Here is a 24,510-nt window from a genome sequence, read left to right as displayed (position 1 = left end):
CACTGCTGCCTCCCGTAGGAGTCTGGGCCGTGTCTCAGTCCCAATGTGGCCGTTCGACCTCTCAGTCCGGCTACCGATCGTCGCCTTGGTGGTCCATTACACCTCCAACTAGCTAATCGGACGCGGGTCCATCTTATACCGGATTTGACTCCTTTGATTACTCTGCCATGTGACAAAATAATATTATGCGGTATTAGCACAAGTTTCCCTGTGTTATCCCCCTGTATAAGGCAGGTTACCCACGCGTTACTCACCCGTCCGCCACTAAAATACACCTTCCGATAAATCTTCCGGCATATCTCCGTTCGACTTGCATGTGTTAGGCACGCCGCCAGCGTTCGTCCTGAGCCAGGATCAAACTCTCAATTTAAAAGAAAACTTTTATTTGAAAGCCTTTTGGCTCAAATTACTTTTTTTAAAAAGTATCAAACTATCACTAGCTTGCTAAGTTCGTTTATTAAGCGAACTTAGGTACTCAAATTATTTTAACGAGTTCCATGATTATCTTGCTTTTACACTGTTTAATTTTCAAAGTCCATTAGCAATCTCTTATCTTAAAGAAATTACTCGGGAAATATTTTCGTACTCCCCGCTTGCTTCTTGCCTGCCGTGTTAACGGCGCTTAAACAATATAACATCATTTCCCGGACAAGACAACACAATAATACCTCGTTTATCGGACAATATGTCAATTTATATGTTATTTCCTCGCTTTAGCTCTTGTATACGCTAGTTATTAACTAAGTTTCAAAAACAGTTTATATCATATATACTATGCTTTTTCTATCTTAACCTTACTTCCGTTTCCCTCCATATTGGGCGGCTCTATAATCAATCTCCTTGTTATCCTGTTTTTTAGCTCGGGTACATGGCTTATAAGTCCGATTACCCTGTCTTTATTGCTTAGCCTCTCAAGGGAATCTATCACTGTGTCCAGTAAGCTCCCGTCAAGCGTGCCAAAGCCCTCGTCAAGAAAGAAGAATTCCAGAGGGCTTTTCCCTTTAAGCTGTACCTGCTTTGACAGTGCAAGTGCAAGTGAAAGGGCAGTAAGGAATATCTCTCCCCCCGACAATGAGGATACGGGCCTGTAAAACCCTCCATTAAAATTATCCCTTATTACAAAGCCGCTTTCGCTGTCAAGCTCTATGGCATACCTGTATCTTGTCAGAAGCCCAAGCGTCTCCGTCGCTTCCGCTGCTATATACTTTAGTCTCTCTTCTGCTATAAAATCTATAAAGCTGTTGCCTTTAAGCAGCTTTTGAATATGCTCCAGCAGCTCATATCTCTTATTGAATTCCTTAAGCTCTTTATCCAGAGTTACCCATTTTGTAAAGTTTTCTTTTACTACATTGTATATATTTTTCGCCCTTTCATATAAAGAAATGCTTTTTTCCTTTTCCTCAATGCACAAACCGTAAAGTGAATTAATCTCTTCCCACTCCTCACGGCTTATGCTTCTTCCCTTAAGCTTCTCCGTCAATATCGCTTTTTGTGCCCGTACATTTCTTTCTGTCTTTTCGTAATCATCCAGCTCCGCTCTCAATGCTTGCTGTTTTTCCTTTGGAAGCAAAGCCTTTTCAGCCTCCCCGGAACTTGCAAAACCCTTTTGCTCAAGCATATTTTCAAGCCTTGCAGCCTCTTCTGTCACTGCCTGCGAGTAAATTTCCTTCTGGTTAGACAGCATGTTTTTATGGGTCTTTATATCATTGAATTTCTGTTCAATATCTTTAAGGCTTTTGAATATGCTGCTTTCCTTATTCTCTATGTCCTTTATGCTTTCCTCTGCTTCACGGATCAGCTCATTTATATTCCTGTCTCCCGTAATCAGTCTTATTTTTGACTCTCTTTCATCCCTCTGGTGCTTTAACGCATCGCCCTGAATTCTTGTTTCTTCAAGATCCTTAACAAGCTCTCTTTCTTCTCTGTCCATGTCCTCCATCTGCTGTGCCAGCTCTTTTTTATCTTGCTGTATGCCCCGCTCCATTTTTTGAAGCCTTTCGGATCTGCGCTCGTTCTCTTCAATGCGCTTAAGCTCAGATGCTATACCTGAAATTTTGCACTCCTTTATAAAATTCTCAAGCTCCTTCAGCCTGTCATTATAAGCTTGCGCCCATTCCTCAAATGTTTTTTTTGCCTGCTGCTCATCCTCCTGATATATGCTTAATTCAGCCTTCTTAGCCTTTTCCTCAGCTTTCTTCTCTGACAACATCTCACTTATTTTTATGCCCTCACCTTTTAATATCTCCAACCGTTCTTCCCATTTCCCAATTTTTTCAAGTTTATCCTTACTGATTTCGTTTATTTCCTCCAGCCTCTCTCTTATTTGATAAGGATTCAAATTCTCAAGCTCAGGGGGCAAGGATTTTGCAACGCTTAAGAATTCACTTTCCTTGCCACGCAGCTCAATTGCTATCTCAGCAGCCTGTGCCTCCATGCTGCTAAGTGCCTCGGAAAGCCTGATGCACCTGCCCTCTGCCTCCCTGTGCCGCCTGTCTGCACCAAGCTGCTTCTCCTGCATTTCCTTAAGCCTTGACTCCGCTTCCCTGATTCCCTCATCACTCCCGTTAATTGCGGGCTGAGGGTGAACAAGTGATCCGCATACAGGGCATGGTTCATTATCATTCAGCCCTTTTGCCAGCATATGCGCCGTATTCATTTCATAGAGTCTTTTGAAGTGCTCCAGCTCCCTGTTAAGCTCGTCCAGCTCCCTCTCCTTTTCCTCCTTCTCCTTTAGAGCCTTGGCGCAGTCTTTTTTCTTTGCGGCAATATCTGCGTTTATTTTCTCAAGCTTGACTTTAACCCCATTTATATATTCATGACTGCTTTTAAGCCTTTCGTATATATTTTTAATTTCATGGTAAACGCTTATTTCCTTCATTACAGAGTCCCTGTCATATGGCTTTCGGGCTTCATGCCCGGCTTTCTCTTTCTCCAGCTCTTCAAATAAGGCCTGCAGCTTCTGTCTTTGCTCAGTGAGCTCTCCGCTTTTTTCATGATTTTCCTGAAGCTTTGCTGTCAAGGACTGATACTTCAGCCGTGCGGCCTCCGCGTTATGCTTAACAGCCCTCACCTCATTTTCAAGGCTTATTCCTGATTGTACACGCGCCTTATGATCTATATCTACTTTCAATTCTTCAATTTCAGTTCTGTACTCATTTGCTTTTTTGTCCATGGCCTCCATTTGCAGCCGCACAGCTTCCATTGCCTTACTCTTTACGGATATACTGCTTTTTATTACGGTGTACCTGTCTCTTAAGCCCTTTAGCTGCTCTTCTGTCTCAGCTATTCCCTTAAGCTCCTCCATTGCATGATTCAGCTTTGCTTTGCGCTCTATAAGCACAGGTTTTTCGAGCCGGGCCTTTTTTATGATCTCTTCATAAAGCCTTTGAGCCTCGCTTTGCTGCTTTTCCACAGCATCAAAGCTTTTATCGGCATCCTCAAGTCTTCGGCACGTTTCTTCAAATATTTCGCAGGCACTTCTATATTTTTTTATAGTGTATGCAAGGCCATCAGCATTTATTGAGGCTTCATATATTTGCCTTTTTAAAGCTGTTTCTTCTTTACAAATAAGAAGCTCTTCCTCTCTTTTTATGTACTGGTTGAGCTCTTCTGTAATAATCCACAATTCCTTTGCCTCATTAAGCTTAAGCTCTGTAAGCTTCAATTTATTATCCGCCTTCTCTTTATCAAGCCTTGCAGCCTCCAAACGGCTCTCAGCCTCAATCAGCGTCTTGTCTGAGGCATCGCCCAAAGATGATATAGCTCCTTGAATATTGGACAGCCTGTACCTGATCTCTGATATTTTTCTCGAAACCTTTTCGGTTAGCTGCCTTCCATACTCTTCAAGATAGAATATCCTCTCAAGCATTTCTCTTTTTTTTGCCTTCTCCAGCATCAAAAATTCCTGAAATTTGTTTTGCGGAAGAACTGCGGAACGTGTAAAATCCTCCGGCCTTAAGCCTATGAGTTCCTCTATTTTTTCATTGACCTCGCCCTGCTTATCCGCTATGGGGATATCTCCCGATAGTGTAATTTCAATAAGCCTTACAATTTTAGCCTCACATGAGTTTTGCGTCCCCTTTTTCCTTTTATAAACCCTCTCAATTTTGTATGTCCTTCGGATATTGTTTTTAAGCAGGTCAAATATAAACGAAACCCTGAGGTTGGGGCAGTCTGTGTTAATAATACCCTGAGTCCCTCTTGCCGCTCTGTTTACCTCTCCGAACAGTGCAAGGGTTATGGCATCGAGAACAGTAGATTTCCCGCTTCCAGTCGGTCCGAAGATGCCGAACAGGCCCGTTTCACTCAGGCAGTCAAAATCAATTTTCTGAGTTTGTCTAAAGCTCTGCAGCCCTTCTATCTCAAGATATTTTGGTCTCAAGCCTCTCACCTCCCCCGCCCTCATCATCCTGCTCGTCATTTATAACCTCCAGAAAGGCTGCCGCAAGCTCCTCCGATATTTCCATCCCGGTTTTAAACCTGCAATAATCCGCAAAGAGCTCGTCTATCTTTTTACCCTCTCTGTTTTCAAGGCTCTGTACCTCTAATTCCTTGGTTTTTATTACCGGCCTGATATTTATAATTCCGGGGTTCAGCTCCCTTAACCTCTTTTGCTCTTCTGTGGCCAGCACCCTGTCGGTGTATATGTCCACATCAATCCATGCGTTGGCATCTCTGCCTTCCTCACACCAGGCCAGAGCCTGTTCTATTCCATTCCTCGCTTCCCACTTTTTCAAGGGCTTGCCGCAGGAAAGAAGCACCTCCTTTATATCAGCCTGCCTCCCGGGTACCGCGTCCACAACATAGACAACCTTGCTGTAGCCCGCTTCTGAAAAGCTATAGGCTAAAGGCGAGCCCGAATAGAACGCAGGACACGGCGCATCCTTTATTCTCTGCGGCCTGTGCAGGTGTCCCATCGCGGCAAAGTGAGCCTTTGGAGGGAGCACCGCGGGATCTACAGTAAGGGCTCCTCCTATCTGAAGCGTTCTTTCAGATTCCGACTCTTTTCCTCCCCTTAAAAACATATGCCCCATAACCACATTTACCGTATCCTCCCTGAAATTTTTACTCAGAAGTGAAATCAACCCTCCTATCCTGTCGGAGTACGCCTTTTGAAGCCTCGATTCATTGGCTTCATCCGACAGCACCTGATCCAGCCTTGATTCAGAGGGGTAGGCAAGGGCGATAATAACGGCATCTTCATCGCAGCCGTCTATGGAAACCTGAAGCCACCCAGGGCCTGATCGCACTACCCTTATGCCTCCCCCATCCCATTTATATATTCCTGCGTCACTTGCGGGATATCCCAGCAGTATAATTCCGTTTTTATATGCCATAGGAGCCGCGGCACACAATCTTTCGGGGTTGTCATGATTTCCCGCTATGACAACCACCGCCCTCCTGCCCCCCGCACTGAGCCTGTCCACAGTGCGGTAGAAAAGCTCCTCGGCTGCCGCCGAAGGGTTGTATGTGTCGTAAATGTCCCCTGCCACAAGCACAAGATCTATGCTCTCCTTTTCCGCAATGTCGCAGAGGCAGTCTGAAAACTCTCTCTGTTCCTGTATGCGGCTGATGTTATCCAACATCTTTCCCAAATGCCAGTCGGATGTATGAAGTATGCGCATGGTCCACCTCCTGTTAAATTAATGCAAAGTTCTAATACTCTATTACCTCTCCCGTACTGAACAGATAAATATATTTCTCCTTCACTTCCCTCCCCGTCAGCTTTTCCAATGCTGCGGTATAATAATTAATTTGCGTTCTGTACCTCTCCTTAATCAGTTCTATGCCTCCCTCGGGTACATAATCGGTTTTATAATCGAGCAGCACCATTCCTTCGTCCTCCTCAAACCAGCAGTCTATTACCCCCTGAAGGAGTATTGTTTCATCTCCGCACAATTGCTCCGAAAGCTCCTTATATACCTGCCTGCAGCTTATCTCTATATTAAACGGCACCTCTCTGTTAATCTGCGCGCTTTTCCTCATTCTCATTCCCAGAGGAGAATTCAGGAAGCTGTATATCTTTGTCACATTTACCGTCTTTGCCTGCTCAGGCGTAAGCAAATCGCGCTCCTCCATTTGCCTTATCTGTGCCTTTATATCCTCCGCGCCTGATATCCTCAGAAGGTCTATATGCTGCATTACAAAATGGAGCACCGTCCCCTTTTCGGCAGACGTAAGCCCCTTGCGCTCCTCCAGAAATCTTGGCGTCTTTACAAGCGGGGGAGTATAACTCCACAAGGCTCCGTACTCCTCCGACAGCTCGGTGTCAAAGCGCCTTTTAAGCTCTGTTACCGATACCTTTGTAGGCAGCCTTGACGCCTGATTATATGCGTATTGCCATTCCAGCCGCCTCGCTATTTCCTCCGAAAACTCGCTGCCAAAGCCGTTGTCGCCCTGCCATTCGGAGAATAGCTCCATGCCCCTCTTGGGCTGCTCTTCGCTGCTGCTCCCCATAGCAGCGTCTGTCTTGCTCCATACCCTGATCTTCCATCTTGAGCTGTCCTCAATAGCATAAGCCGTACCGTCGTTCTCCGCACCCGCCAAAGCTCTTAAGTATACACAGCCTTTATGCCGCATAAGTGAGAACCCTATCCAGTCCATATAATTTTTAGCCTTCAGGATATCATAGCGGGGAAGCTTTATATGCTCCTCCTTCAGAGCCGCACTCCATTTTGATACGGATTTTTTTATGTCCGGCACCGTCCCGGTAATTATGAGCTTCTCTCTCGCCCTTGTAAATGCGACATACAGTATCCTCATTTCCTCGGATAGGCTTTCAAGCCTAGTTTTATATTTCAATGCCTGCTTTGCCATGGTAGGATAGCATATCCTCCTGACACAGTCTATAAGGTCGGGGCCAAAGCCCAGATCCTGATGAAGCAGAAGCTTCCTGTTCAAATCCATCATATTGAAGCCCTTCCCGCAGCCCGCCACAATTACTACGGGAAATTCCAGTCCCTTGCTTTTATGTATACTCATGATTCTTACTACATTCTCATTCTCGCTCAGTGTTTTGGCGCTTCCCATATCTCCGCTGCTGCTCTTGAGCTTGTTTATAAAGCTTATGAAATTGAAAAGGCCCTTATAGCTGGTTTGTTCATACTGTCTGGCTCTCTCGAACAGTACCCTTAAATTTGCCTGACGCTGGGCTCCTCCCGGCATTGCGCCGGCAAAGCTGTAATAGCCTGTATCGGTATAGAGATACCATATAAGCTCATCAGTGGGCATATACTGGGCTCTGTCCCTCCACCTGTCGAGATTCTCTATAAAGCTTACGGCCTTTTGGGCCGTCTTGCCGGTTTCATTCTCAACCAGCTTTTTCATTGCGTCATACAGAGGCATTTCTCTGTCGGCCAAGCGTATGTCTATAAGCTCCTCGGAGGCAAACCCCGCTATGGGAGAACGCAGAACCGAAAGCAGCGGTATATCCTGCAAAGGATTGTCTATTATTTGCAGGAGCGAAATTACCACCTGTACCTCCACAGTCTTAAAATACCCCATCCCCGAATCTGTATACGCCGGTATTCCCTGTGCCGTCAGCTCCTCCGCAAATATGTCCGCCCAATTTCTCGTCGCGCGAAGCAGTATAACAATGTCTCTGTATTCCAGCTTCCTGTACCCGCCCGTCTTGCTGTCCATAACCTTGAATACTCTCTCTCCATGTGCAGGGCTCATCAATTCCTTAATCCTCGCCGCTATAATTCTTGCCTCACACTGTATATTATCGGGCTGCTCCTCCTCGGGAACGTTTTGATTTGTTCCTTCCTCTTCCTCCTCAGGGGTTTCATCCCCCAAAGCCCCTGTGTCCTGCCTGTCCTCCCAGCCTCCGCCGGTATCTATAATATGCAGCTCCGCTTCTCCTCCCGTTGCCGCAAGCTCATCTTGGTTCTCCGGAAAGCTTGCCCCGGGGTTTAACGCCTCGGCGTCATTATAATCCAGCTCGCCTATGTCCTTAGACATTATCTGCTTGAATATATAATTTACTCCGTCAACTACCTCCCTCCTGCTCCTGAAGTTTTTATACAGCATTATCTTTCTTTTTGCCGCCCCTTCGGAAGCAGAATAGGAGTCGTACTTTTCAAGAAACAGCTCGGGCTTTGCCTGCCTGAACCTGTATATGCTCTGCTTTACATCCCCTACCATAAATACGTTTGGAGTGTCACTGCCAGACCTTGACACCATGCCTATTATGACCTCCTGAACCATGTTGCTGTCCTGATATTCGTCCACCAGTATTTCCTCAAAGCGCTCCCTGTAAATCTCGGCAATGCCTGACGGCTTTATCGGGAAGCCCATAAAGTCGGTTTGCCCATTCTCCGGCTCACCCGCCTCGAGCGGCTGGGTCAATATCTCAAGGCAGAAATGCTCCAGATCGTTAAAATCAAGAAGCGCCTTCTCTCTCTTTTTTTCAGAGTACCTTCGTCCGAATTCAAGTACAAGGGCCGAAAGCCTTTTAAGCAGAGGATACATGTGGTTTAAATCCTTAATTATATCCTGCGAGCTTTCTGCAAATATGTCCCCGGCCAGCTTCTTAAGCCTCTTTTTAACCTCATCCCTTATCTGCCTTACCTTCTCCTGCATTGCAGCATCCGCATCTTTTCCGCACCTTGGCAGCCTTCCAAACTCAACAGAGGCAAAGGCCTCCGGCAGCCCGTCCCACGGCACAGAGACATCCCCGCTTCCCGCCGCGGACAATTTTTTAATCAGGCAGTCAAGCTGTGATGCTTCTTCCGCAAAATTTTTAAGGTAAGGAGACAACCCCTGCGAGTCCTGTATTATATCCACGGCGTCCCTCATACCCGCATAAAGTCCCCTTAGCTCTATCTCGGCGCTTTTAACCAGAATTTCCGCCCACACTGTTGCCCCGAAATCACAGCCGCTGCTTATATTAAATGCCTCCACATTCTTTTCAAGCCATATTCGGGGCCATGGGCAGCTTCCTGTGAATTCGTGCAGCATCATGACCATGTTCTGAAGCTGCACGTCGTCCCTTCCTCCCCCGTAGCATTCAACAAGCTCAAGAAACTCCTCGTCCGGGGCTTCGGAGGAATACATGTCCTCAAAAAGCTCCTCCATGACCTCAAGCTTCATAAGCACCGCTTCCGTCTCATCGGATATTCTGAAATCTGGGTCTAGCTTTATGTACTGAAAATTGTTTTTTATTACCTCCATGCAAAACGAGTGTATGGTAGTAATACTGGCTCTGCTAAGAAGGGCAAGCTGCCTTTGAAGCTGTCTTTGCCCATCCTCGCCTCCGTCGCCCCTCTCTATAGCCCCGGAAATTGCGGCGGCTATCCTCTCCCTCATCTCCGTTGCCGCCGCGTTTGTAAAGGTAACAATCAACAGCCTGTCTATATCCACAGGCTTTACGGAGTCAGTAATCTTTCTTATTATCCTTTCCACAAGGACTGCCGTTTTACCGGCCCCCGCCGCCGCCGCCACAAGAAGGCTGCAATCCTTTTGGGTTATGGCGGCAAGCTGCTCCGCCGTCCACCTGCTATCCATTGCCGTCACCCGCTTCCGCATTTGAGCCGACCTCTTTAAGCAGGTGCCATACCTCATCATCATTTATGTCCCGCAGCATTCTATAATTGTTATCCTTAAGTCCGGGGTCAAACTGGCATACCGGCCCATATCCGCAATACGCACACGACGTCATCCTTCTTTTCCTGTACGGCTTAATGGACACCTCTCCTCTCAGCATTTCCTCTCCTATTTTTGCCAGGAGCCTTTTAATAAAGCCCCTGAGAACTTCAAACTGCTCGCCGGTAGCCGCCGACGACCTTCCTAAAACATCGCCTTTGTTTATTCTCGCGGGTATTATAAGGGAATCTCCGTCTATTTGCCTGTCCATTTCCCTTACAAGCCTCACATCCGCCAGCAGAAGGCCCTTCATCTTAAGCTGCTTCATAATGGCCGCCTCTATCTCATCTTCACTTAAGCCCTTTCCGTTTGCCACAACGGGGTCATCTATCTTAAAATACAGCATCCCCCCCGGCAGCACCGGCTCGGACGACGACTTAAAGCCTGTTTCCCATACCGCATCCATATACGCAAGAAGCTGTATCTGCAATCCGTAATATATGTCCGAAAGCTTAAACGCTTTGCTCCCCGACTTATAATCTATTATTCTGAAGTACGTGCCCTCCTCCGACTCCATGGCGTCTATACGGTCTATCCTTCCCGTAAGCATTATTGCCTCGCCCGATGGAAGCTCAATTTTGATGGACGGGAAATCCTTTCCGTCGCCAAACTCCATTTCATATCCCACGGGCTCAAAGCCGCTTCTTTTAAAATGCTCGGCTATGAGCCATATCGCCCGTACAAGCACGCGCTTAAGCCTCTCCGTAAGGTGCATGTGCCTGCGGGAGCTGCTCATTACAGAGCCCGGCATACTCTTTAGCAGCTCATCAACCGTTTGTGAAACCATGCTCTCGCACGCCTCCCTGCCCAACTCTCTCCATGCCATTCCTTCCTTGTCCATGCGCTTTGAAAAGCTGTCTAAAACAGAGTGCATAAAGCTTCCTATATCCGGCGCGCCCATTTTAAATATTTTTCTTTCCTTTGCCCGCAGCCCGTACTGCAAATAGTATGCAAAGGGACACGAAACAAAGCTTTCCATTCTGGATACGCTTGAGTACACAGGGCTGCCGTATAATTTCCTCACCTTATCCCCGCTTATGGGACTCTCCTGATTTGTATACAAAAGCCCCTCCATAGCCCTCTCAATCCTGTCCCTCCAATTGTCATGGGAGGTATACCACCTGTAAACGTCCCCCCAGACAGCGTCAACCCTCTCACCCTCAAAATGCCTGCGCATAGCTTCTATGAGATGGTTGAAGGAAGGCTGCTTTGACGCCACAAGGGCAATTCCTTCCTCGCCCGAGGCTGTAATATTGCTATATTCGGCTATCCCCGGAAATACCCTCTTCAGCCGGGAAATTATTCCCGAGGGCCTCATTGTCCTGCCTTCGTGGTCGGCAACAGGGCAGCTCAGCCTTAAATACTTCCCGGCCCTTGTCAATGCCGTGTAAATGATATAATTCTCCTCAAACGCTCTGCTCCTGGTATCGGGAGCAAGCTCCAGCCCTTTGGCTCTCAAGCTCTCCCTGTCGCTGTCGGACAAAATACCCTCCTGATCGGGTGATGACGGGAATATGCCGTCGTTCACCCCAAGTATATACAGCGCCTTTATTTCATGGCTCTTAGACCTCTCAATGCTTCCAACCAGAACCTGATCAAGCGCCGGAGGTATCAAGCCCATTTTATACTCGCCAAAGCCTATTTCCAGAACCCTATAAAAGCTTTCAATTCCCGTCGGCTCATTTCCCATTACCTCTACAATCTGGTCAAATACCTCCATGACCATATTCCATACCTGACTGTACTGGCCTGCAAGGTAAAAGTCTCCCGAAGCCTTCAGCATATCCACCTTTTTTTCTATCTGCTCAGGCACGCCTATGCCACACAAAAAATCAAACATTGCACCGCAGATTTCCCAAGCCTTTTTTCTCCCTCCCGTTCTTGTCCTGAAACGGACAAGCGGCTTTACTATCATATCCCTTATCTCATTAACCCTTTTTAAAATACCCAGCTGGTATTCGGACGGCTGCTGCCCCGGCTGGCTTAAGCCCGGTATATATTCCCACGGCTTGTCCTCGGCCCACCTGCCGCCCTTTATTCCGCAAGCCAGCACATAATTTTCGAGCATGTCCACATCTTCCTTGCATATACCGGCAAAGCCTGTTTTAAGATACTGAAAAACCGATTGGTAGGACCAGCTTTTTATAAATATTTCAAACACGGCATTTATAAGCCGGATAAGGGGCTGGCTTCCTATATCCCTCTTTGTGTCTATGAAGCAGGGTATTCCATGATGGGCAAATATTGCCGCGACCAGCTTTTCATAGCCTGAGAGGTTTCCCGTCACAACGGCAATATCTCTGTAGCGAAGGCCCCCATCCCTGCACAGCATTATAATATCCCTTGCGGTGTCCTCCACCTCCGAATACAGGTTTGCCGACAAAAATATTTTTATGTCATTAGTCGGTCCATTATAGACTTTACGGGGAAGAGAAAAAAAATTCCCCTCCAAATGCATAAGCTCCTCACTTCCGCTGAACCTGTAAAACGGCCTTTGCGAAAGCTGTGACGGGGCTTCTATTTCAACACCGTTTTCCCGGGCAATTCTTTCAAGCTTCTTTACTGTATTCTTTACAGGCCAGAACACATCGGTCTCATCTGCTCCGTCGTCAGTCATACAATCGGTACACAGGCATATATTAACCCTTACGGCCTTTTTTAAAAGCCGCCCTATAACGCCGTACTCCTGCGGCGTAAAGCCGGAAAATTCGTCTATCCATATCTCTGCGTTATCAAACCACTTAGAGTCCTCCAGCTTGGCGGCAAGTATCGTAAGGTCATCATCCGAGTCCATATATTTTTCATGAAGCACCTTTTCAAACTCCGCATACACCAGACCGATTTCCTTAAGCTTGTCCTTGAGCGGCCCTTCGCGTTCAATACCCTTTGCCGCAAGCTCCAGCATCTGAGGAGTAATATTGTACCTCTTAAACTCGGATATTGAGCTACATACGGTATTTACAAACCCCTTACGGTCAACCACACCCGAAAACATATCCAGCCTGTCCTTCATGCTGTTAATAATGCGGTATACCAGCATACACCTCCCCGCAGGGCTTATATGCCTGCGCGTTATGCCCCCCACCTCATTAAACACCTTATAGGCCATACGCCTGAAGCTCAAAACCTCCGCCCTCATAATACCGCCTATTCCGGCGGCAGCTATGAGGTTTCTCTCGGCCTGAAGCGAAAACTGCTCCGGCACCAGAAGCACCAGGTTTCTGCCCTCACTGCTATTTAATTTTGTCCTCAAGTCGTTGAGGCAAAAATGGCTCTTGCCGCTGCCCGCACGCCCGTATATAAATTTCAAGCCCATATAAAGCCACCGTCCCGGATATATACCCTTTAAATTCTATTATATATAATACCATATATGGAACGGTATTTATAAGCTTATTCCCCACGGGGACAGTTTTTTTATATACTATATAATGCAGCGATAAAGATTTTAAGATTATGAGTATTGTTTGAATATGTTTTCACAAAAGCACATACCCTAATACTAAAAGCCGGTTACGGCGAAGGAAGGGTATATATGCTTATAAGCGTCCCAGACAGCTTCCATTACAGCAGCCTGACTGAAGGAGATCTCATTGCGCTTAAAAGAAACGACAGCTTTATAGGGTATGCCGTCGTCTACAGCAAAATCAGCGGCGATATTATTTTAGATGTGGATAAGAAGATATGGAGGGCCTTTAATGAGCTTCTGGGTGAAAGCATACCCTTCACCTTTGACATTGAGGTTTAAAGGGGTTGTGTCCTTTTTAAAATACATTCACAAAATCCTTGAAGTCTGGCAGGCTCAAATCCTTTTCACTTATGATCGGATTATCGAGCGGCCATGCAATACCCAGAGAATTGTAAAGTATCCCCCCTTCATTTTCAGGAGAATAAACGGAGGACATCTTATAAAAAACTGTCGTATCCTCTTCAAGCACCTGATACCCATGAGCAAGCCCGGCAGGTATATAGGCAATATTATGCTTTATGCAGTCAATATGAAAATATACAAAGCTTCCATATGTGGGCGAATTCTTTCTTATATCCACCGCAACATCAAAAATGCTTCCCCTAACACACCATATCAGCTTAGCCTGTGCATACGGCGGCCTCTGGAAATGGAGGCCTCTTAGAACGCCCTTGCGGGAGGTCACCATTAAATCCTCCGCAAAACCATGCCCAACCCCCATTGATTTTAGGATATCTACATTATAGGGCTTTATTGAAACGCCCCTGTTATCCGTGAAAATCCCGGGAGTAAATTCAAAGCAGCCCTCAATGGGCGTTTTATTTATGCTATACACCTGCTACCACATCCTGTTTAATCTATCTTTTCTAATATATTAAAATTGCCCGATGGAATATTCATGATTTGTTACAGATGATATGTTCGTGGTAATTACACTGTCATATCCGTTTGTCGAATGGGGGCAATATGTTTTGTTTTACCATTTTTATGTATTCGTTTGTCGTCATTGTTTTGAACCATTGTATGATTTGTTGTAGGGGCAGACCTGCGTGTCTGCCCTGGGTTTCTGCGGGTTCCGCGTGTTCTGCGTTTCCGGGCAATTCAGGGCAGACACATAGGTCTGCCCCTACAGCGATCGCCCCTGCGGCGTTGTCTGTCCCTTACCTGCGATTATACCTATCATTTTCCCATAACATTGGATTGTTTTTAATGTATTCGGCAATTCTATAATATTCATCTTCGTTACGGATAATATGTTCATGGTAATTGCGCTGCCATATCCGTTTGTCGAATGGAGGCAATATGTTTTGTTTTGCCATTTTTATATATTCGTTTGTCGTCATTGTTTTGAACCATTGTATGATTTGTTGTAGGGGCAGACCTGCGTGTCTGCCCTCGGGTTCCGCGGGTTCCGTGTGTTCTGCGGGTTCGGGCAATTCAGGGCAGACACATAGGTCTGCCCCTACAGCGATGTCTGCCCCTGCCATGTCTGCCCTACCACGATGTCTGCCCCTACCCGCGATTATACCGATCATTTTCCCATAACGTTGGATTATTTTGAATATATTCGGCAATTCTATAATATTCATCTTCGTTACGGATGATATGTTCATGATAATTGCGCTGCCATACCCGTTTGTCGAATGCGGGCAACATGTTTTGTTTTACCATTTTTATGTATATGTTTGTCGTCATTGTTTTAAACCATTGTATGATCTGTTGTAGGGGCAGACCTGCGTGTCTGCCCTGGGGTTCGGCGTGTTCCGCGTGTTCTGCGTTTTTGGACAGTTCAGGGCAGACACATAGGTCTGCCCCTACAGCGATTGCCCCTACAGCAATCGCCATCCCCGCGGTGATGTCTGCCCCTACCCGCAATTATACCGATCATTTTCCCATAACGTTGGATTATTTTGAATGTATTCGGCAATTCTATAATATTCATCTTCGTTACGGATGATATGTTCATGGTAATTGCGCTGCCATATCCGTTTGTCGAATGGGGGCAACATGTTTTGTTTTACCATTTTTATGTATTCGTTTGTCGTCATTGTTTTGAACCATTGTATGATTTGTTGTAGGGGCAGACCTGCGTGTCTGCCCTGGTTTCCTGCGGGTTCCGCGTGTTCTGCGTTTTTGGGCAATTCAGGGCAGACACATAGGTCTGCCCCTACAGCGATTGCCCCTACAGCGATTGCCCCTACCCGCGATTATACCGATCATTTTCCCATAATGTTGGATTATTTTGAATGTATTCGGCAATTCTATAATATTCATCTTCGTTACGGATAATATGTTCGTGGTAATTACGCTGCCATATCCGTTTGTCGAATGGGGGTAATATGTTTTGTTTTACCATTTTTATGTATTCGTTTGTCGTCATTGTTTTGAACCATTGTATGATTTGTTGTAGGGGCAGACCTGCGTGTCTGCCCTCGGGTTCCGCGGTTTCCGTGTGTTCTGCGGGTTCGGGCAATTCAGGGCAGACACATAGGTCTGCCCCTACAGCGATGTCTGCCCCTGCCATGTCTGCCCTACCACGATGTCTGCCCCTACCCGCGATTATACCGATCATTTTCCCATAACGTTGGATTATTTTGAATGTATTCGGCAATTCTATAATATTCATCTTCGTTACGGATAATATGTTCGTGGTAATTACGCTGCCATATCCGTTTGTCGAATGGGGGTAATATGTTTTGTTTTACCATTTTTATATATTCGTTTGTCGTCATTGTTTTGAACCATTGTATGATTTGTTGTAGGGGCAGACCTGCGTGTCTGCCCTCGGGTTCCGCGGTTTCCGTGTGTTCTGCGGGTTCGGGCAATTCAGGGCAGACACATAGGTCTGCCCCTACAGCGATGTCTGCCCCTGCGATTTCTATAATACAATGAAAATGATTTGGCATGATGATATTAACACCACATCGTAAATTTGAATATTTATTTTTCAATTCTAAATACCATCGTCCCACCATTTTCCCTGCTGTATTTAAAATCATTTTGTCATTCACAATTTCTCCAAATAAATTTTCTCTGTTTTCTGTACAAATTGTTATAAAATATATTCCTTCCTTGGAATAATCATATCCTTTTAATCGAATTGACCGCCGGTGATGTGTGTTGGGGTCATATCTCACTTGGGTTACCCTCCATGTCGTTTATATTGCTCATGCTATTTTTCGTATTCCTTCACCTCAAAGCTCACTATCTTATCAAAAGCAAGGTATTCCTTCCTGCTTAAGAACGGGACTATATTGTTCTTCTTGGTAAATATGTAGTATGCCTTGTCCGCGCCTGATGAGCTGCCATCATACCAGCTTAAGAAATCCTGCAGCTCTGCGGCCGTTACATCATACTCCTTTATCGCGCCGGTAGTCACAGTTATTTCAAGTATGGCACTATTTCCGATTGCCGGGGGAGCTTCCGGCGTGGCTGAGGCTTCATTGGAATTTGCGCTTTGCCCTGAGGCTGTTACGGCAGACACAACATAGTAGTAGGTGATGCCGTTTGTTACCGTTGCATCGGTATAGGCTGTATCGGTCACGCCGGTCGCTATGGTTGCGTATGGGCCGCCTGCGGTGGCGGAGCGTTTTATGTTGTAGCTTACTGCGTCCTCAACAGCATCCCATGAAAGGGCTACAGCGGCATTGCCGGGTGTGGCTGTTAGGTTGGCTGGCTGGTTATAGTCCATCATATATCCAGTATCGTCAATATCTATAGCATCTAAAGAAAAATAACTTCCATTACTGCTATCCTCGTTAAAAATAATTTCTACTCTGTGGGCTGATAATGGTAAATCTAACTTTTCATATACAATGTATTGACGTTTAATTATAGAAGTTTGCTCATATATATTATAAAATTCTGGCTCACCATCTATTCTAATTGTACACCCATTTTTGAGCCTATTAGAATAAATTGTATCTATAATCCTTAATTTTGTACCATAAAATTTAAATTTAATAAATTTCCCGGTTGTAGGAGATGTGCTGTAATGATGACCTCTATTGTATAAAACATCATTTGTATCAAGTTTAAAGCCATCACTATATATTATACTGCTATCTTTATCGTCAATCCTCTTCCATCCCTCTTCTGGGCTTGTCAATTGCTCACCCACCGTTGCCGCAAACGCATTAACACATAATACAGACATTACCATAATCATAGCCAGCAGCCCTACAAAAATTTTAGCTGTGCCTCTTTTCCTCATATCTTTCTACCTCCTAAATTATATTTTATAGAACAATTGTATATTATGGTCATATTATGTAAAAGACTGATAATTTTATTTTTTAAGGTGTATAATTAGTAGTTTATGGAACTATTAACCCGCCAGGTATATTTCCCATACCCCTTCAATATATTCCCATGCCTCAAATTTAAGCAATTCTATAAATCTTTTATTAAAAAATTACGATATAGATCATACAAAATATACTTAGGGGATGAACCGTGCTAATGGATAAACATATCGACATTGAAAAGCTTTTTATTTTTGAAAATTTGTATAAAATTATTAATACCAGCACTTTGGATGAGCTGCTTATGCTCTCACTTTCTTATAAAGTCCAAATAAATAAATTACAAAATGTAAGGATAAATGTGGATGCAGCAAGGGTTCATGTACATTCCACTTATGTTAATCTGTTTAAAAATAAGCTTGCAGGGTCTGCCGTACTTTTTGACACTATCTTGGACTTGAAGGAAAACATAGAGCAATATAAATGGCTGTACAATATATTAGAGGATAAAAACTCGAAGACAACATTAACATGTATTATGCTGTACAGAATGTTTGGTGATTTAAATTTTATTGGGGCATGTTATGACAAAAGGAAACATTATTTTGACGTTGACATTTTGCCTAAGGTTGAAAATGAAGTTTTTATTGATGCCGGAAGCTGTGATGGGAAGGATAGTATTTCATTTATAGATATATATGGAGACGACTATAAAAAAATATATACATATGAGCCATCCTTGGATAATTACAAAAACATAGTCCATAATCTGGCTAAATATCCCAGAATCGAACATTGCATGAGAGGAATATCAGACAAAAAAGGGGAGATGTTCTTTACCTCATATATGCCTGCATCGGCAAACAGGCTGCACTCGGAATGGGGTGATATAAAGGTTGATATTTCAACGATTGATTTTGATATTATTGAGCCGGTCACTTTTATTAAAATGGACATTGAGGGTGCCGAACAGGCTGCTTTATATGGCTCGAAAAGACATATCAGTGAGGATACGCCTAAGATGGCAATTTGCCTGTATCACACAGTAGATGACATATGGAAAATACCAAGAATAATTTATTCCTTCAATCCCAACTATAAGTTCTATATGAGACAGCATGAGCTTAACACTCCGTGGGAGCTGGTTTTGTACACCGCGCCAAAATTTCTTTTTCACAGTGCCGATCTGCCTGCCTGTAAAATGGAGGTCACTTCGTCAAATGAAGCCATTCGTAGCAGCAAAAGCTCACAAAATAATCAGGCTGAGAGTTCGGAAAACGAGAAATATTATGAAATAATAAATTATATATTTCCATTGTTAAGTACAATGCAGGAAGCGATATTATACATTGCAGGTAAGCTGCCGGAAACAGAATGTACGGAATCAGTTACTGTCCTTGGGGATGTATTGGGAGCAATATCCGGCATAGAAAATGCCATGAGCAGCGTCCCCCTTAGAGCTGAAGACAATAGCAGAGAAGTATTATCAGGTACATTAAAAGAAAATATAGGCAGATTAATAATCAGTTATGAACAAAACAAGGATATTGACCTGAGGCCCGAATTATCAGAAGAAATTTTTACCGCTTTTATGGGCTGGATGAATGAGATACAAAAAGAACTGAAATCCGAATAGGGTAAGGGCAGACACATAGGTCTGCCCTTACAGAGATGTCTGCTCCTGCCCACGATGTCTGTCCCTGCGGTGATGTCTGCCCCTACCCGCGATTATACCGATCATTTTCCCATAACGTTGGATTATTTTGAATGTATTCGGCAATTCTATAATATTCATCTTCGTTACGGATAATATGTTCGTGGTAATTGCGCTGCCATATCCGTTTGTCGAATGGGGGCAATATGTTTTGTTTTGCCATTTTTATGTATTCGTTTGTCGTCATTGTTTTGAACCATTGTATGATTTGTTGTAGGGGCAGACCTGCGTGTCTGCCCTGGGTTTCTGCGGGTTCCGCGTGTTCTGCTTTTCCGGGCAATTCAGGGCAGACACATAGGTCTGCCCCTACAGCGATCGCCCCTGCGATTTCTATAATACAATGAAAATGATTTGGCATGATGATACTGACATCACATCGTAAATCTGAATATTTATTTTTTAATTCTAAATACCATCGTCCCACCATTTTCCCTGCGGTATTTAAAATCATTTTGTTATTCACAATTTCTCCGAATAAATTTTCTCTGTTTTCAGTACAAATTGTTATAAAATACATTCCTTCCTTGGAATAATCATATCCTTTTAATCGAATTGACCGCCGGTGATGTGTGTTGGGGTCATATCTCACTTGGTTTAACCTCCATGTTGTTCCTATTGCCCTTGCTAATCCTCGTATTCCTTCACCTCAAAGCTCACTATCTTATCAAAGGCAAGGTATTCCTTCCTGCTTAAGAACGGGGCTATATTGTTCTTCTTGGTAAATATGTAGTATGCCTTGTCCGCGCCTGATGAGCTTCCGTCATACCAGCTTAAGAAATCCTGCAGCTCTGCGGCCGTTACATCATACTCCTTTATCACGCCGGTAGTCACGGTTATTTCAAGTATGGCACTGTTTCCGATTGCCGGAGGAGCTTCGGGCGTGGCCGAGGCTTCGTTGGAATTTGCGCTTTGCCCCGAGGCTGTTACAGCAGACACAACATAGTAGTAGGTGGTGCCGTTTGTTACCGTTGCATCGGTATAGGCTGTACCGGTCACGCCGGTCGCTATGGTTGCATATGGGCCATCTGGGGTGGTAGAGCGTTTTATGTTGTAGCTTACTGCGTCCTCAACAGCATCCCACGAAAGGGCTACAGCGGCATTACCGGGTGCGGCTGTCAGGTTTGATACCTCATAGTACAGAAGCAATTCCCCCGTATCATCTATGTCTATGGCATCTAAACCATAGCGAATTCCGTCTATTGAATATATCTCCACTGTATGAACGTCAAAAGGCAAGTCAGTTATTTCAAATAAAATCACCTGATCTGTTCCTGTAGTTGATGTAGAATAGCTGCTATAACTATATACAGAAGATTTATCTATTTTAATCCCCACTTCTTTACTTCGCGTATTAATTTCCCCATCAAGTATTCTTAATTTGCTTCCTTTAAATCTAAACTTAATACTACTTGCTCTAACCTCATCAGAGGATGCTGATGCCGGAATATATATGCTAGCTCCTTGATATTTATCTGATTCTAAAACTTCCCGCCAGCTATTCCCTAAATATAATATTTTGTTCTCTCTATGATCATATCTCTGCCATCCCTCTTCCGGGCTTGTCAATTGCTCCCCTACCGTTGCTGCAAATGCATTAACACATAATACAGACAGTACCATAATCATAGCCAGTAACCCTACAAAAATTTTAGCTGTGCCTCTTTTTCTCATATCTTTCTACCTCCTAAATTATATTTCATAGGATAATTGTATATTATGGTCATATTATGTAAAAGACTGATAATTTTATTTTTTAAGGTGTATAATTAGTAGTTTATGGAACTATTAACCCGCCGGGTATATTTTCCATGACCCTTCAATATATTTTCATGCCTCAAAATTTAAGCAATTCTATAAACCTTTTATTAAAAAGTTACGATATATAGTTTATACAAAAGATACTTAGGGGATGAACAGATGAAGGTAGTTATTCTGGCGGGAGGCCTGGGGACGCGCATTAGTGAGGAAAGCCACTTAAAGCCCAAGCCTATGATAGAGATAGGCAATTCTCCCATACTGTGGCACATCATGAAGTCATATTCCTATTACGGCTATAATGAGTTCATTATATGCTGCGGCTACAAGGGATACCTTATAAAGGAGTATTTTGCGGATTATTACCTGCACCGCTCCGACATCACCTTTGATTTTTCCAACAATAATGATATTATTATACATAATAATATTGCAGAGCCCTGGAAGGTCACTGTAATAGACACTGGCCTCAATACCCAGACGGGAGGGCGCGTAAAGCGCATACAAAGGTTTATAGGCAATGAGCCCTTTATGCTGACCTATGGCGACGGGGTATCGGATATTGATATTAAAAAGCTGGCGGAGTTTCACAGGTCAAGCGGCAAAACCGCCACAATAACGGCGATACAGCCCGGCGGCAGGTTTGGGGTGCTTGAAATAGATGATTCTCAGTCCGTTACCGATTTTGCCGAGAAGAGCAAGGAGGATGGCGGCTGGATTAACGCGGGCTTTATGGTGTTTGAGCCTGAAATCTTCGACTATCTGGAGGACGATATGACGATTCTGGAGCGGGCACCGCTGGAAACTCTGGCGAAAAGAGGTCGGCTCACGGCATACAAGCATGACGGCTTCTGGCAGTGCATGGACACCATGAGGGACAAGGTAAGGCTGGACAAGCTCATTGAATCAGGGGAGGCTCCATGGATAAGGTGGCAGGAGGATTGACACCTTTTTTATATAATATTTATTCAGGCAATGTGTACAAAAGGGATTGGAGGGGGTTCTTTTGCAAATTAAAATAAGCGTGATTATGCTCACCTACAATCGGGAAAGTCTTGTTGCGTCTGCAATTAAGTCAATTCTTTCCCAGACCTTCCGGGACTTTGAGTTTATTATAGTGGACAACGGCTCAACGGATAAAAGCGGCGTAATAGCGGAAGAATTTGCGAAGCAGGACAGCAGAATAAAGGTTGTACATATACAAAAAAGCAATATAGGCACCGGTAGAAATACCGGCCTTGATGTGGCAGAGGGTGAATATATTACCTTCATAGATGACGACGACATAGCAGAGCCTGATATGCTGGAATTCCTGTACCGACTTGCGGAGGACAATAGCGCCGATATTTCCATATGCGGATCAAGCAAGGAGGTGGGGGGCAAGATCCTTCCCAATTATGTTTTTGATGATTACATGGTAATGACTGCTTCACAGGCCGTTGTTGAGATGTTAAAGCGTAAAAAGTATAATGTAGCAATGCCAACAAAGCTATTAAGAAAATCCATGTTCAATAAAATAAGGTTTTTTAGCATAGGAAACTATGATGATATTACCGTAGGATATAGATTCCTTGCAAACGCAAGCAAGGTTGTTGCATACGGCTTACCTAAATACTGTTTTTGCAGGCATTTGGGAAACAACTCCTCCTTCACTACAAACGATAATTTGCTGAATCCGGTACAGCTTGACGAATACTTTGAGGCCTTCCGGGAAAGAACGGAATATCTGTCGGAGGTTTTGCCGGATATCGGAGACTATGCAAGGTATAGCGAGTGGTCCTATATGATTTCAATGTGCAACAAGATTTCCAAAAACAATCTCATAAGCTGTCAAAGGCAGCTTGAGTTTGTTAGGAAGGAGCTGGAGGGGCATTATGAGGAGTTTTATAACTGCCCCTATATTGAGGAGTTTGAGAGGGAGTTTATGAGAAAATATATAAGGAAGCCCCAGTATGTTTGAGAGGGATATAATAAGAGAATTGTACTACAACCGTTTATGCAAAAGCATATGCCGCCGGAACGGGAATCTGGTTATTTATAGAAACGCAGTAATTGATATGCATAAAACTGCAAAAATTAGTCTTAACGGTAACTTTCATATTAACTCAGATCGGTTTAAGGGTTCTAGGGCCGAGGGCTATTTAAAAATGCGTGAAAGTTCAACGCTGAATATAGAAGGGGATTTTAAGCTTTTTTACGGTGCAACAATCCAGTTGTTTAAAAATGCAAGTCTTACATTAGGAAAGGGGTATATAAACTCAAATTCGGTTATAGCCTGCAGCAGCAGTATAACAATAGGAGCCGGTGCCGCAATTGCAAGGGGTGTTTACATTTATGACGGCGATCACCATTCAATTTTGGATGACAACGGCGAAGTTTTAAATAAGCCTATGCCTGTGAATATAGGTAGACATGTTTGGATTGGTGTAAATGCAACAGTTTTAAAAGGGGTTACTATTGGTGACGGTTCAATTATAGCAGCAGGTGCAGTGGTTACTCATGATGTGCCCGCACGGTGTATAGCCGGTGGTATTCCCGCAAGGGTAATAAAAAAAGATGTTGATTGGAAATGAGTCCATGATAAACTTAAGCAAGGAGAAATGTACAGGCTGCGGGGCATGTAATAATGTTTGTCCCAATGACAGCATAAAAATGGTTGCCGATAAGGAAGGCTTCCTATATCCTTTAGTTAATGCAGAAAGCTGCTCCCTGTGCGGCCTCTGCCAAACGTCTTGTCCTGTACTCAACAGGGAGGGCTATAAAAGAGATGTGGCTCCAAAGGCATATGCCTCATGGTCTTTAAATGATGAAGTAAGGCTTTCCAGTACCTCGGGAGGGATATTTACCGAGCTTGCCAGATCGGTTATATTGCAGGGGGGCTATGTTGCAGGTGCCCGGTATAATAAGGCACATCTGGCAGAGCACTATATTATTGGTAGCGAAGATGATATTGCACTTTTAAGGCAATCCAAATATGTTCAAAGTGCAATTGGCGTTGTTTTTAAAGATATAAAAAAGCTTCTTGATAAAGGCGCTCCTGTAATGTTTGTTGGTTCGCCGTGTGAATGCGGAGGATTGTTAAGCTTTTTGGGCAGACCCTATGACAGCCTGTTATTATGTGATTTTATATGCAGGGGAGCGAACTCCCCAAAGGCTTATCTGAAATATCTGGAAAGCCTGAAGCTTCAATATGGATCGGATATAAAAAGGGTGTGGTTCAAAAATAAAATAAACGGATGGAATAAATTCTGCACAAAAATTGAGTTTGAAAACGGCAGTGAATATTATGCCGACAGGTATAAGGATTTATTTATGCGGGGGTATTTAAAGTACAACCTTTACATGCGCTCTTCCTGCTACCGATGCAGCTTTAAAGGCTTTCCCCGCCAATCCGACATAACTCTGGCGGATTTTTGGGGAGTTGAGCTAAAGGACAAAAGCGTTGATACCGACAAAGGAACATCACTTGTCATTATTAATTCTGAAAAAGGGCAGAGGCACTTTGATGAATTAGGGGACAGAGTTTTTAAGGAAGAAAACAGTCTTGAGGCTGCTCTGCCATTTAATCAATGCGCGGTTAGCTCTGTTGGCATCGGTGAAAAAAGGGAGTACTTTTTTAGTGAGATTGATAGAACAGATTTTGAAGTGCTAATAAGTAAAATAAAGGAAACGGAGAAATGAAA

General features: G+C 44.2%; 18 protein-coding genes and 1 rRNA gene. 6 read left to right on the top strand and 13 right to left on the bottom strand.

The window, feature by feature from the left end:
- The 5 genes from DFR58_RS19260 to addB form a co-directional block, all read right to left on the bottom strand.
- Positions 1-370 (bottom strand): 16S ribosomal RNA (locus DFR58_RS19260); the annotation flags it as partial.
- 402 nt (positions 371-772) lie between these two features.
- Positions 773-4,420, bottom strand: coding sequence for an AAA family ATPase (locus DFR58_RS19255; RefSeq protein ID WP_114299726.1), 3,648 nt, complete (start codon positions 4,418-4,420; stop codon positions 773-775).
- A complete protein-coding gene (locus DFR58_RS19250; RefSeq protein ID WP_114299724.1) occupies positions 4,362-5,624 on the bottom strand; it encodes an exonuclease SbcCD subunit D in 1,263 nt (420 codons plus the stop codon). The genes DFR58_RS19255 and DFR58_RS19250 overlap by 59 nt, the downstream gene beginning before the upstream one ends.
- Before the next feature lie 31 nt (positions 5,625-5,655).
- Positions 5,656-9,528: a helicase-exonuclease AddAB subunit AddA gene (addA, locus tag DFR58_RS19245; protein ID WP_242987734.1), complete on the bottom strand. Its 3,873-nt coding sequence runs from the start codon at positions 9,526-9,528 to the stop codon at positions 5,656-5,658.
- Positions 9,500-12,961: a helicase-exonuclease AddAB subunit AddB gene (gene addB, locus DFR58_RS19240; protein WP_114299720.1), complete on the bottom strand. Its 3,462-nt coding sequence runs from the start codon at positions 12,959-12,961 to the stop codon at positions 9,500-9,502. Before addB ends, addA begins: the two co-directional genes overlap by 29 nt.
- A 219-nt stretch (positions 12,962-13,180) precedes the next feature.
- Between addB and DFR58_RS19235 the strand changes: the two genes are divergently transcribed.
- Positions 13,181-13,393: a hypothetical protein gene (locus DFR58_RS19235; RefSeq protein ID WP_114299718.1), complete on the top strand. Its 213-nt coding sequence runs from the start codon at positions 13,181-13,183 to the stop codon at positions 13,391-13,393.
- A gap of 16 nt (positions 13,394-13,409) precedes the next feature.
- Here DFR58_RS19235 and rfbC read toward each other — a convergent pair whose 3' ends face one another.
- The 6 genes from rfbC to DFR58_RS19200 form a co-directional block, all read right to left on the bottom strand.
- Positions 13,410-13,949 carry a dTDP-4-dehydrorhamnose 3,5-epimerase gene (rfbC, locus tag DFR58_RS19230; protein WP_114299716.1) on the bottom strand — a complete coding sequence of 180 codons (540 nt, stop codon included), beginning with the start codon at positions 13,947-13,949 and terminating at the stop codon, positions 13,410-13,412.
- A gap of 325 nt (positions 13,950-14,274) precedes the next feature.
- Complete coding sequence (locus DFR58_RS19225) at positions 14,275-14,601, bottom strand: transposase (protein ID WP_114299714.1); 327 nt, start codon at positions 14,599-14,601, stop codon at positions 14,275-14,277.
- A 25-nt stretch (positions 14,602-14,626) separates the two neighbouring features.
- Positions 14,627-14,959, bottom strand: coding sequence for a transposase (locus DFR58_RS22260; protein ID WP_114299713.1), 333 nt, complete (start codon positions 14,957-14,959; stop codon positions 14,627-14,629).
- A 352-nt stretch (positions 14,960-15,311) separates the two neighbouring features.
- A complete protein-coding gene (locus DFR58_RS22255) occupies positions 15,312-15,638 on the bottom strand; it encodes a transposase (RefSeq protein WP_114299711.1) in 327 nt (108 codons plus the stop codon).
- A 25-nt stretch (positions 15,639-15,663) separates the two neighbouring features.
- Positions 15,664-16,251, bottom strand: coding sequence for a transposase (locus DFR58_RS19205; protein ID WP_114299710.1), 588 nt, complete (start codon positions 16,249-16,251; stop codon positions 15,664-15,666).
- A gap of 35 nt (positions 16,252-16,286) precedes the next feature.
- Positions 16,287-17,327 (bottom strand): fibronectin type III domain-containing protein, encoded by a 1,041-nt coding sequence (locus tag DFR58_RS19200; RefSeq protein WP_114299709.1) that lies wholly within the window; start codon positions 17,325-17,327, stop codon positions 16,287-16,289.
- Positions 17,328-17,575: 248 nt separating this feature from the next.
- Between DFR58_RS19200 and DFR58_RS19195 the strand changes: the two genes are divergently transcribed.
- Complete coding sequence (locus tag DFR58_RS19195; RefSeq protein WP_114299708.1) at positions 17,576-18,994, top strand: FkbM family methyltransferase; 1,419 nt, start codon at positions 17,576-17,578, stop codon at positions 18,992-18,994.
- 82 nt (positions 18,995-19,076) lie between these two features.
- On the opposite strand, the gene DFR58_RS19190 is transcribed toward DFR58_RS19195, so the two are convergent.
- Positions 19,077-19,661: a transposase gene (locus DFR58_RS19190; RefSeq protein WP_114299707.1), complete on the bottom strand. Its 585-nt coding sequence runs from the start codon at positions 19,659-19,661 to the stop codon at positions 19,077-19,079.
- A 35-nt stretch (positions 19,662-19,696) separates the two neighbouring features.
- Entirely contained in the window at positions 19,697-20,743 is a 1,047-nt protein-coding gene (locus tag DFR58_RS19185; RefSeq protein ID WP_114299706.1) for a fibronectin type III domain-containing protein, read from the bottom strand.
- 246 nt (positions 20,744-20,989) lie between these two features.
- Here DFR58_RS19185 and rfbF point away from each other — a divergent pair, with 246 nt between their 5' ends.
- From rfbF to DFR58_RS19165, 4 genes are all read left to right on the top strand, one after another.
- Entirely contained in the window at positions 20,990-21,772 is a 783-nt protein-coding gene (rfbF, locus tag DFR58_RS19180) for a glucose-1-phosphate cytidylyltransferase (RefSeq protein WP_114299705.1), read from the top strand.
- Between the two features lie 61 nt (positions 21,773-21,833).
- Positions 21,834-22,787 carry a glycosyltransferase family 2 protein gene (locus DFR58_RS19175; RefSeq protein ID WP_242987733.1) on the top strand — a complete coding sequence of 318 codons (954 nt, stop codon included), beginning with the start codon at positions 21,834-21,836 and terminating at the stop codon, positions 22,785-22,787.
- Positions 22,780-23,400 (top strand): acyltransferase, encoded by a 621-nt coding sequence (locus tag DFR58_RS19170; RefSeq protein ID WP_114299704.1) that lies wholly within the window; start codon positions 22,780-22,782, stop codon positions 23,398-23,400. The genes DFR58_RS19175 and DFR58_RS19170 overlap by 8 nt, the downstream gene beginning before the upstream one ends.
- Positions 23,384-24,508 carry a Coenzyme F420 hydrogenase/dehydrogenase, beta subunit C-terminal domain gene (locus DFR58_RS19165; RefSeq protein WP_114299703.1) on the top strand — a complete coding sequence of 375 codons (1,125 nt, stop codon included), beginning with the start codon at positions 23,384-23,386 and terminating at the stop codon, positions 24,506-24,508. The genes DFR58_RS19170 and DFR58_RS19165 overlap by 17 nt, the downstream gene beginning before the upstream one ends.
- The last annotated feature ends 2 nt before the right edge of the window (positions 24,509-24,510 follow it).

Source organism: Anaerobacterium chartisolvens, from assembly GCF_003337415.1.
GTDB classification, from domain to species: Bacteria; Bacillota; Clostridia; order Acetivibrionales; family DSM-27016; genus Anaerobacterium; species Anaerobacterium chartisolvens.
This window is presented reverse-complemented; position numbering and strand designations above follow the sequence as displayed.

Excerpts from the sequence above, each read along its gene's own strand:
- DFR58_RS19195 (WP_114299708.1), top strand. The coding sequence starts at position 17,576 with ATGGATAAACATATCGACATTGAAAAGCTTTTTATTTTTGAAAATTTG.
- DFR58_RS19185 (WP_114299706.1), bottom strand. The coding sequence starts at position 20,743 with ATGAGAAAAAGAGGCACAGCTAAAATTTTTGTAGGGTTACTGGCTATG.
- DFR58_RS19225 (WP_114299714.1), bottom strand. The coding sequence starts at position 14,601 with ATGGCAGGGGCAGACATCGCTGTAGGGGCAGACCTATGTGTCTGCCCT.
- DFR58_RS19235 (WP_114299718.1), top strand. The coding sequence starts at position 13,181 with ATGCTTATAAGCGTCCCAGACAGCTTCCATTACAGCAGCCTGACTGAA.
- addB (WP_114299720.1), bottom strand. The coding sequence starts at position 12,961 with ATGGGCTTGAAATTTATATACGGGCGTGCGGGCAGCGGCAAGAGCCAT.
- DFR58_RS19200 (WP_114299709.1), bottom strand. The coding sequence starts at position 17,327 with ATGAGGAAAAGAGGCACAGCTAAAATTTTTGTAGGGCTGCTGGCTATG.
- DFR58_RS22255 (WP_114299711.1), bottom strand. The coding sequence starts at position 15,638 with ATGGCAGGGGCAGACATCGCTGTAGGGGCAGACCTATGTGTCTGCCCT.
- DFR58_RS22260 (WP_114299713.1), bottom strand. The coding sequence starts at position 14,959 with ATGGCGATTGCTGTAGGGGCAATCGCTGTAGGGGCAGACCTATGTGTC.
- addA (WP_242987734.1), bottom strand. The coding sequence starts at position 9,528 with ATGCGGAAGCGGGTGACGGCAATGGATAGCAGGTGGACGGCGGAGCAG.
- DFR58_RS19165 (WP_114299703.1), top strand. The coding sequence starts at position 23,384 with ATGTTGATTGGAAATGAGTCCATGATAAACTTAAGCAAGGAGAAATGT.
- rfbF (WP_114299705.1), top strand. The coding sequence starts at position 20,990 with ATGAAGGTAGTTATTCTGGCGGGAGGCCTGGGGACGCGCATTAGTGAG.
- DFR58_RS19250 (WP_114299724.1), bottom strand. The coding sequence starts at position 5,624 with ATGCGCATACTTCATACATCCGACTGGCATTTGGGAAAGATGTTGGAT.
- DFR58_RS19255 (WP_114299726.1), bottom strand. The coding sequence starts at position 4,420 with ATGACGAGCAGGATGATGAGGGCGGGGGAGGTGAGAGGCTTGAGACCA.
- DFR58_RS19170 (WP_114299704.1), top strand. The coding sequence starts at position 22,780 with ATGTTTGAGAGGGATATAATAAGAGAATTGTACTACAACCGTTTATGC.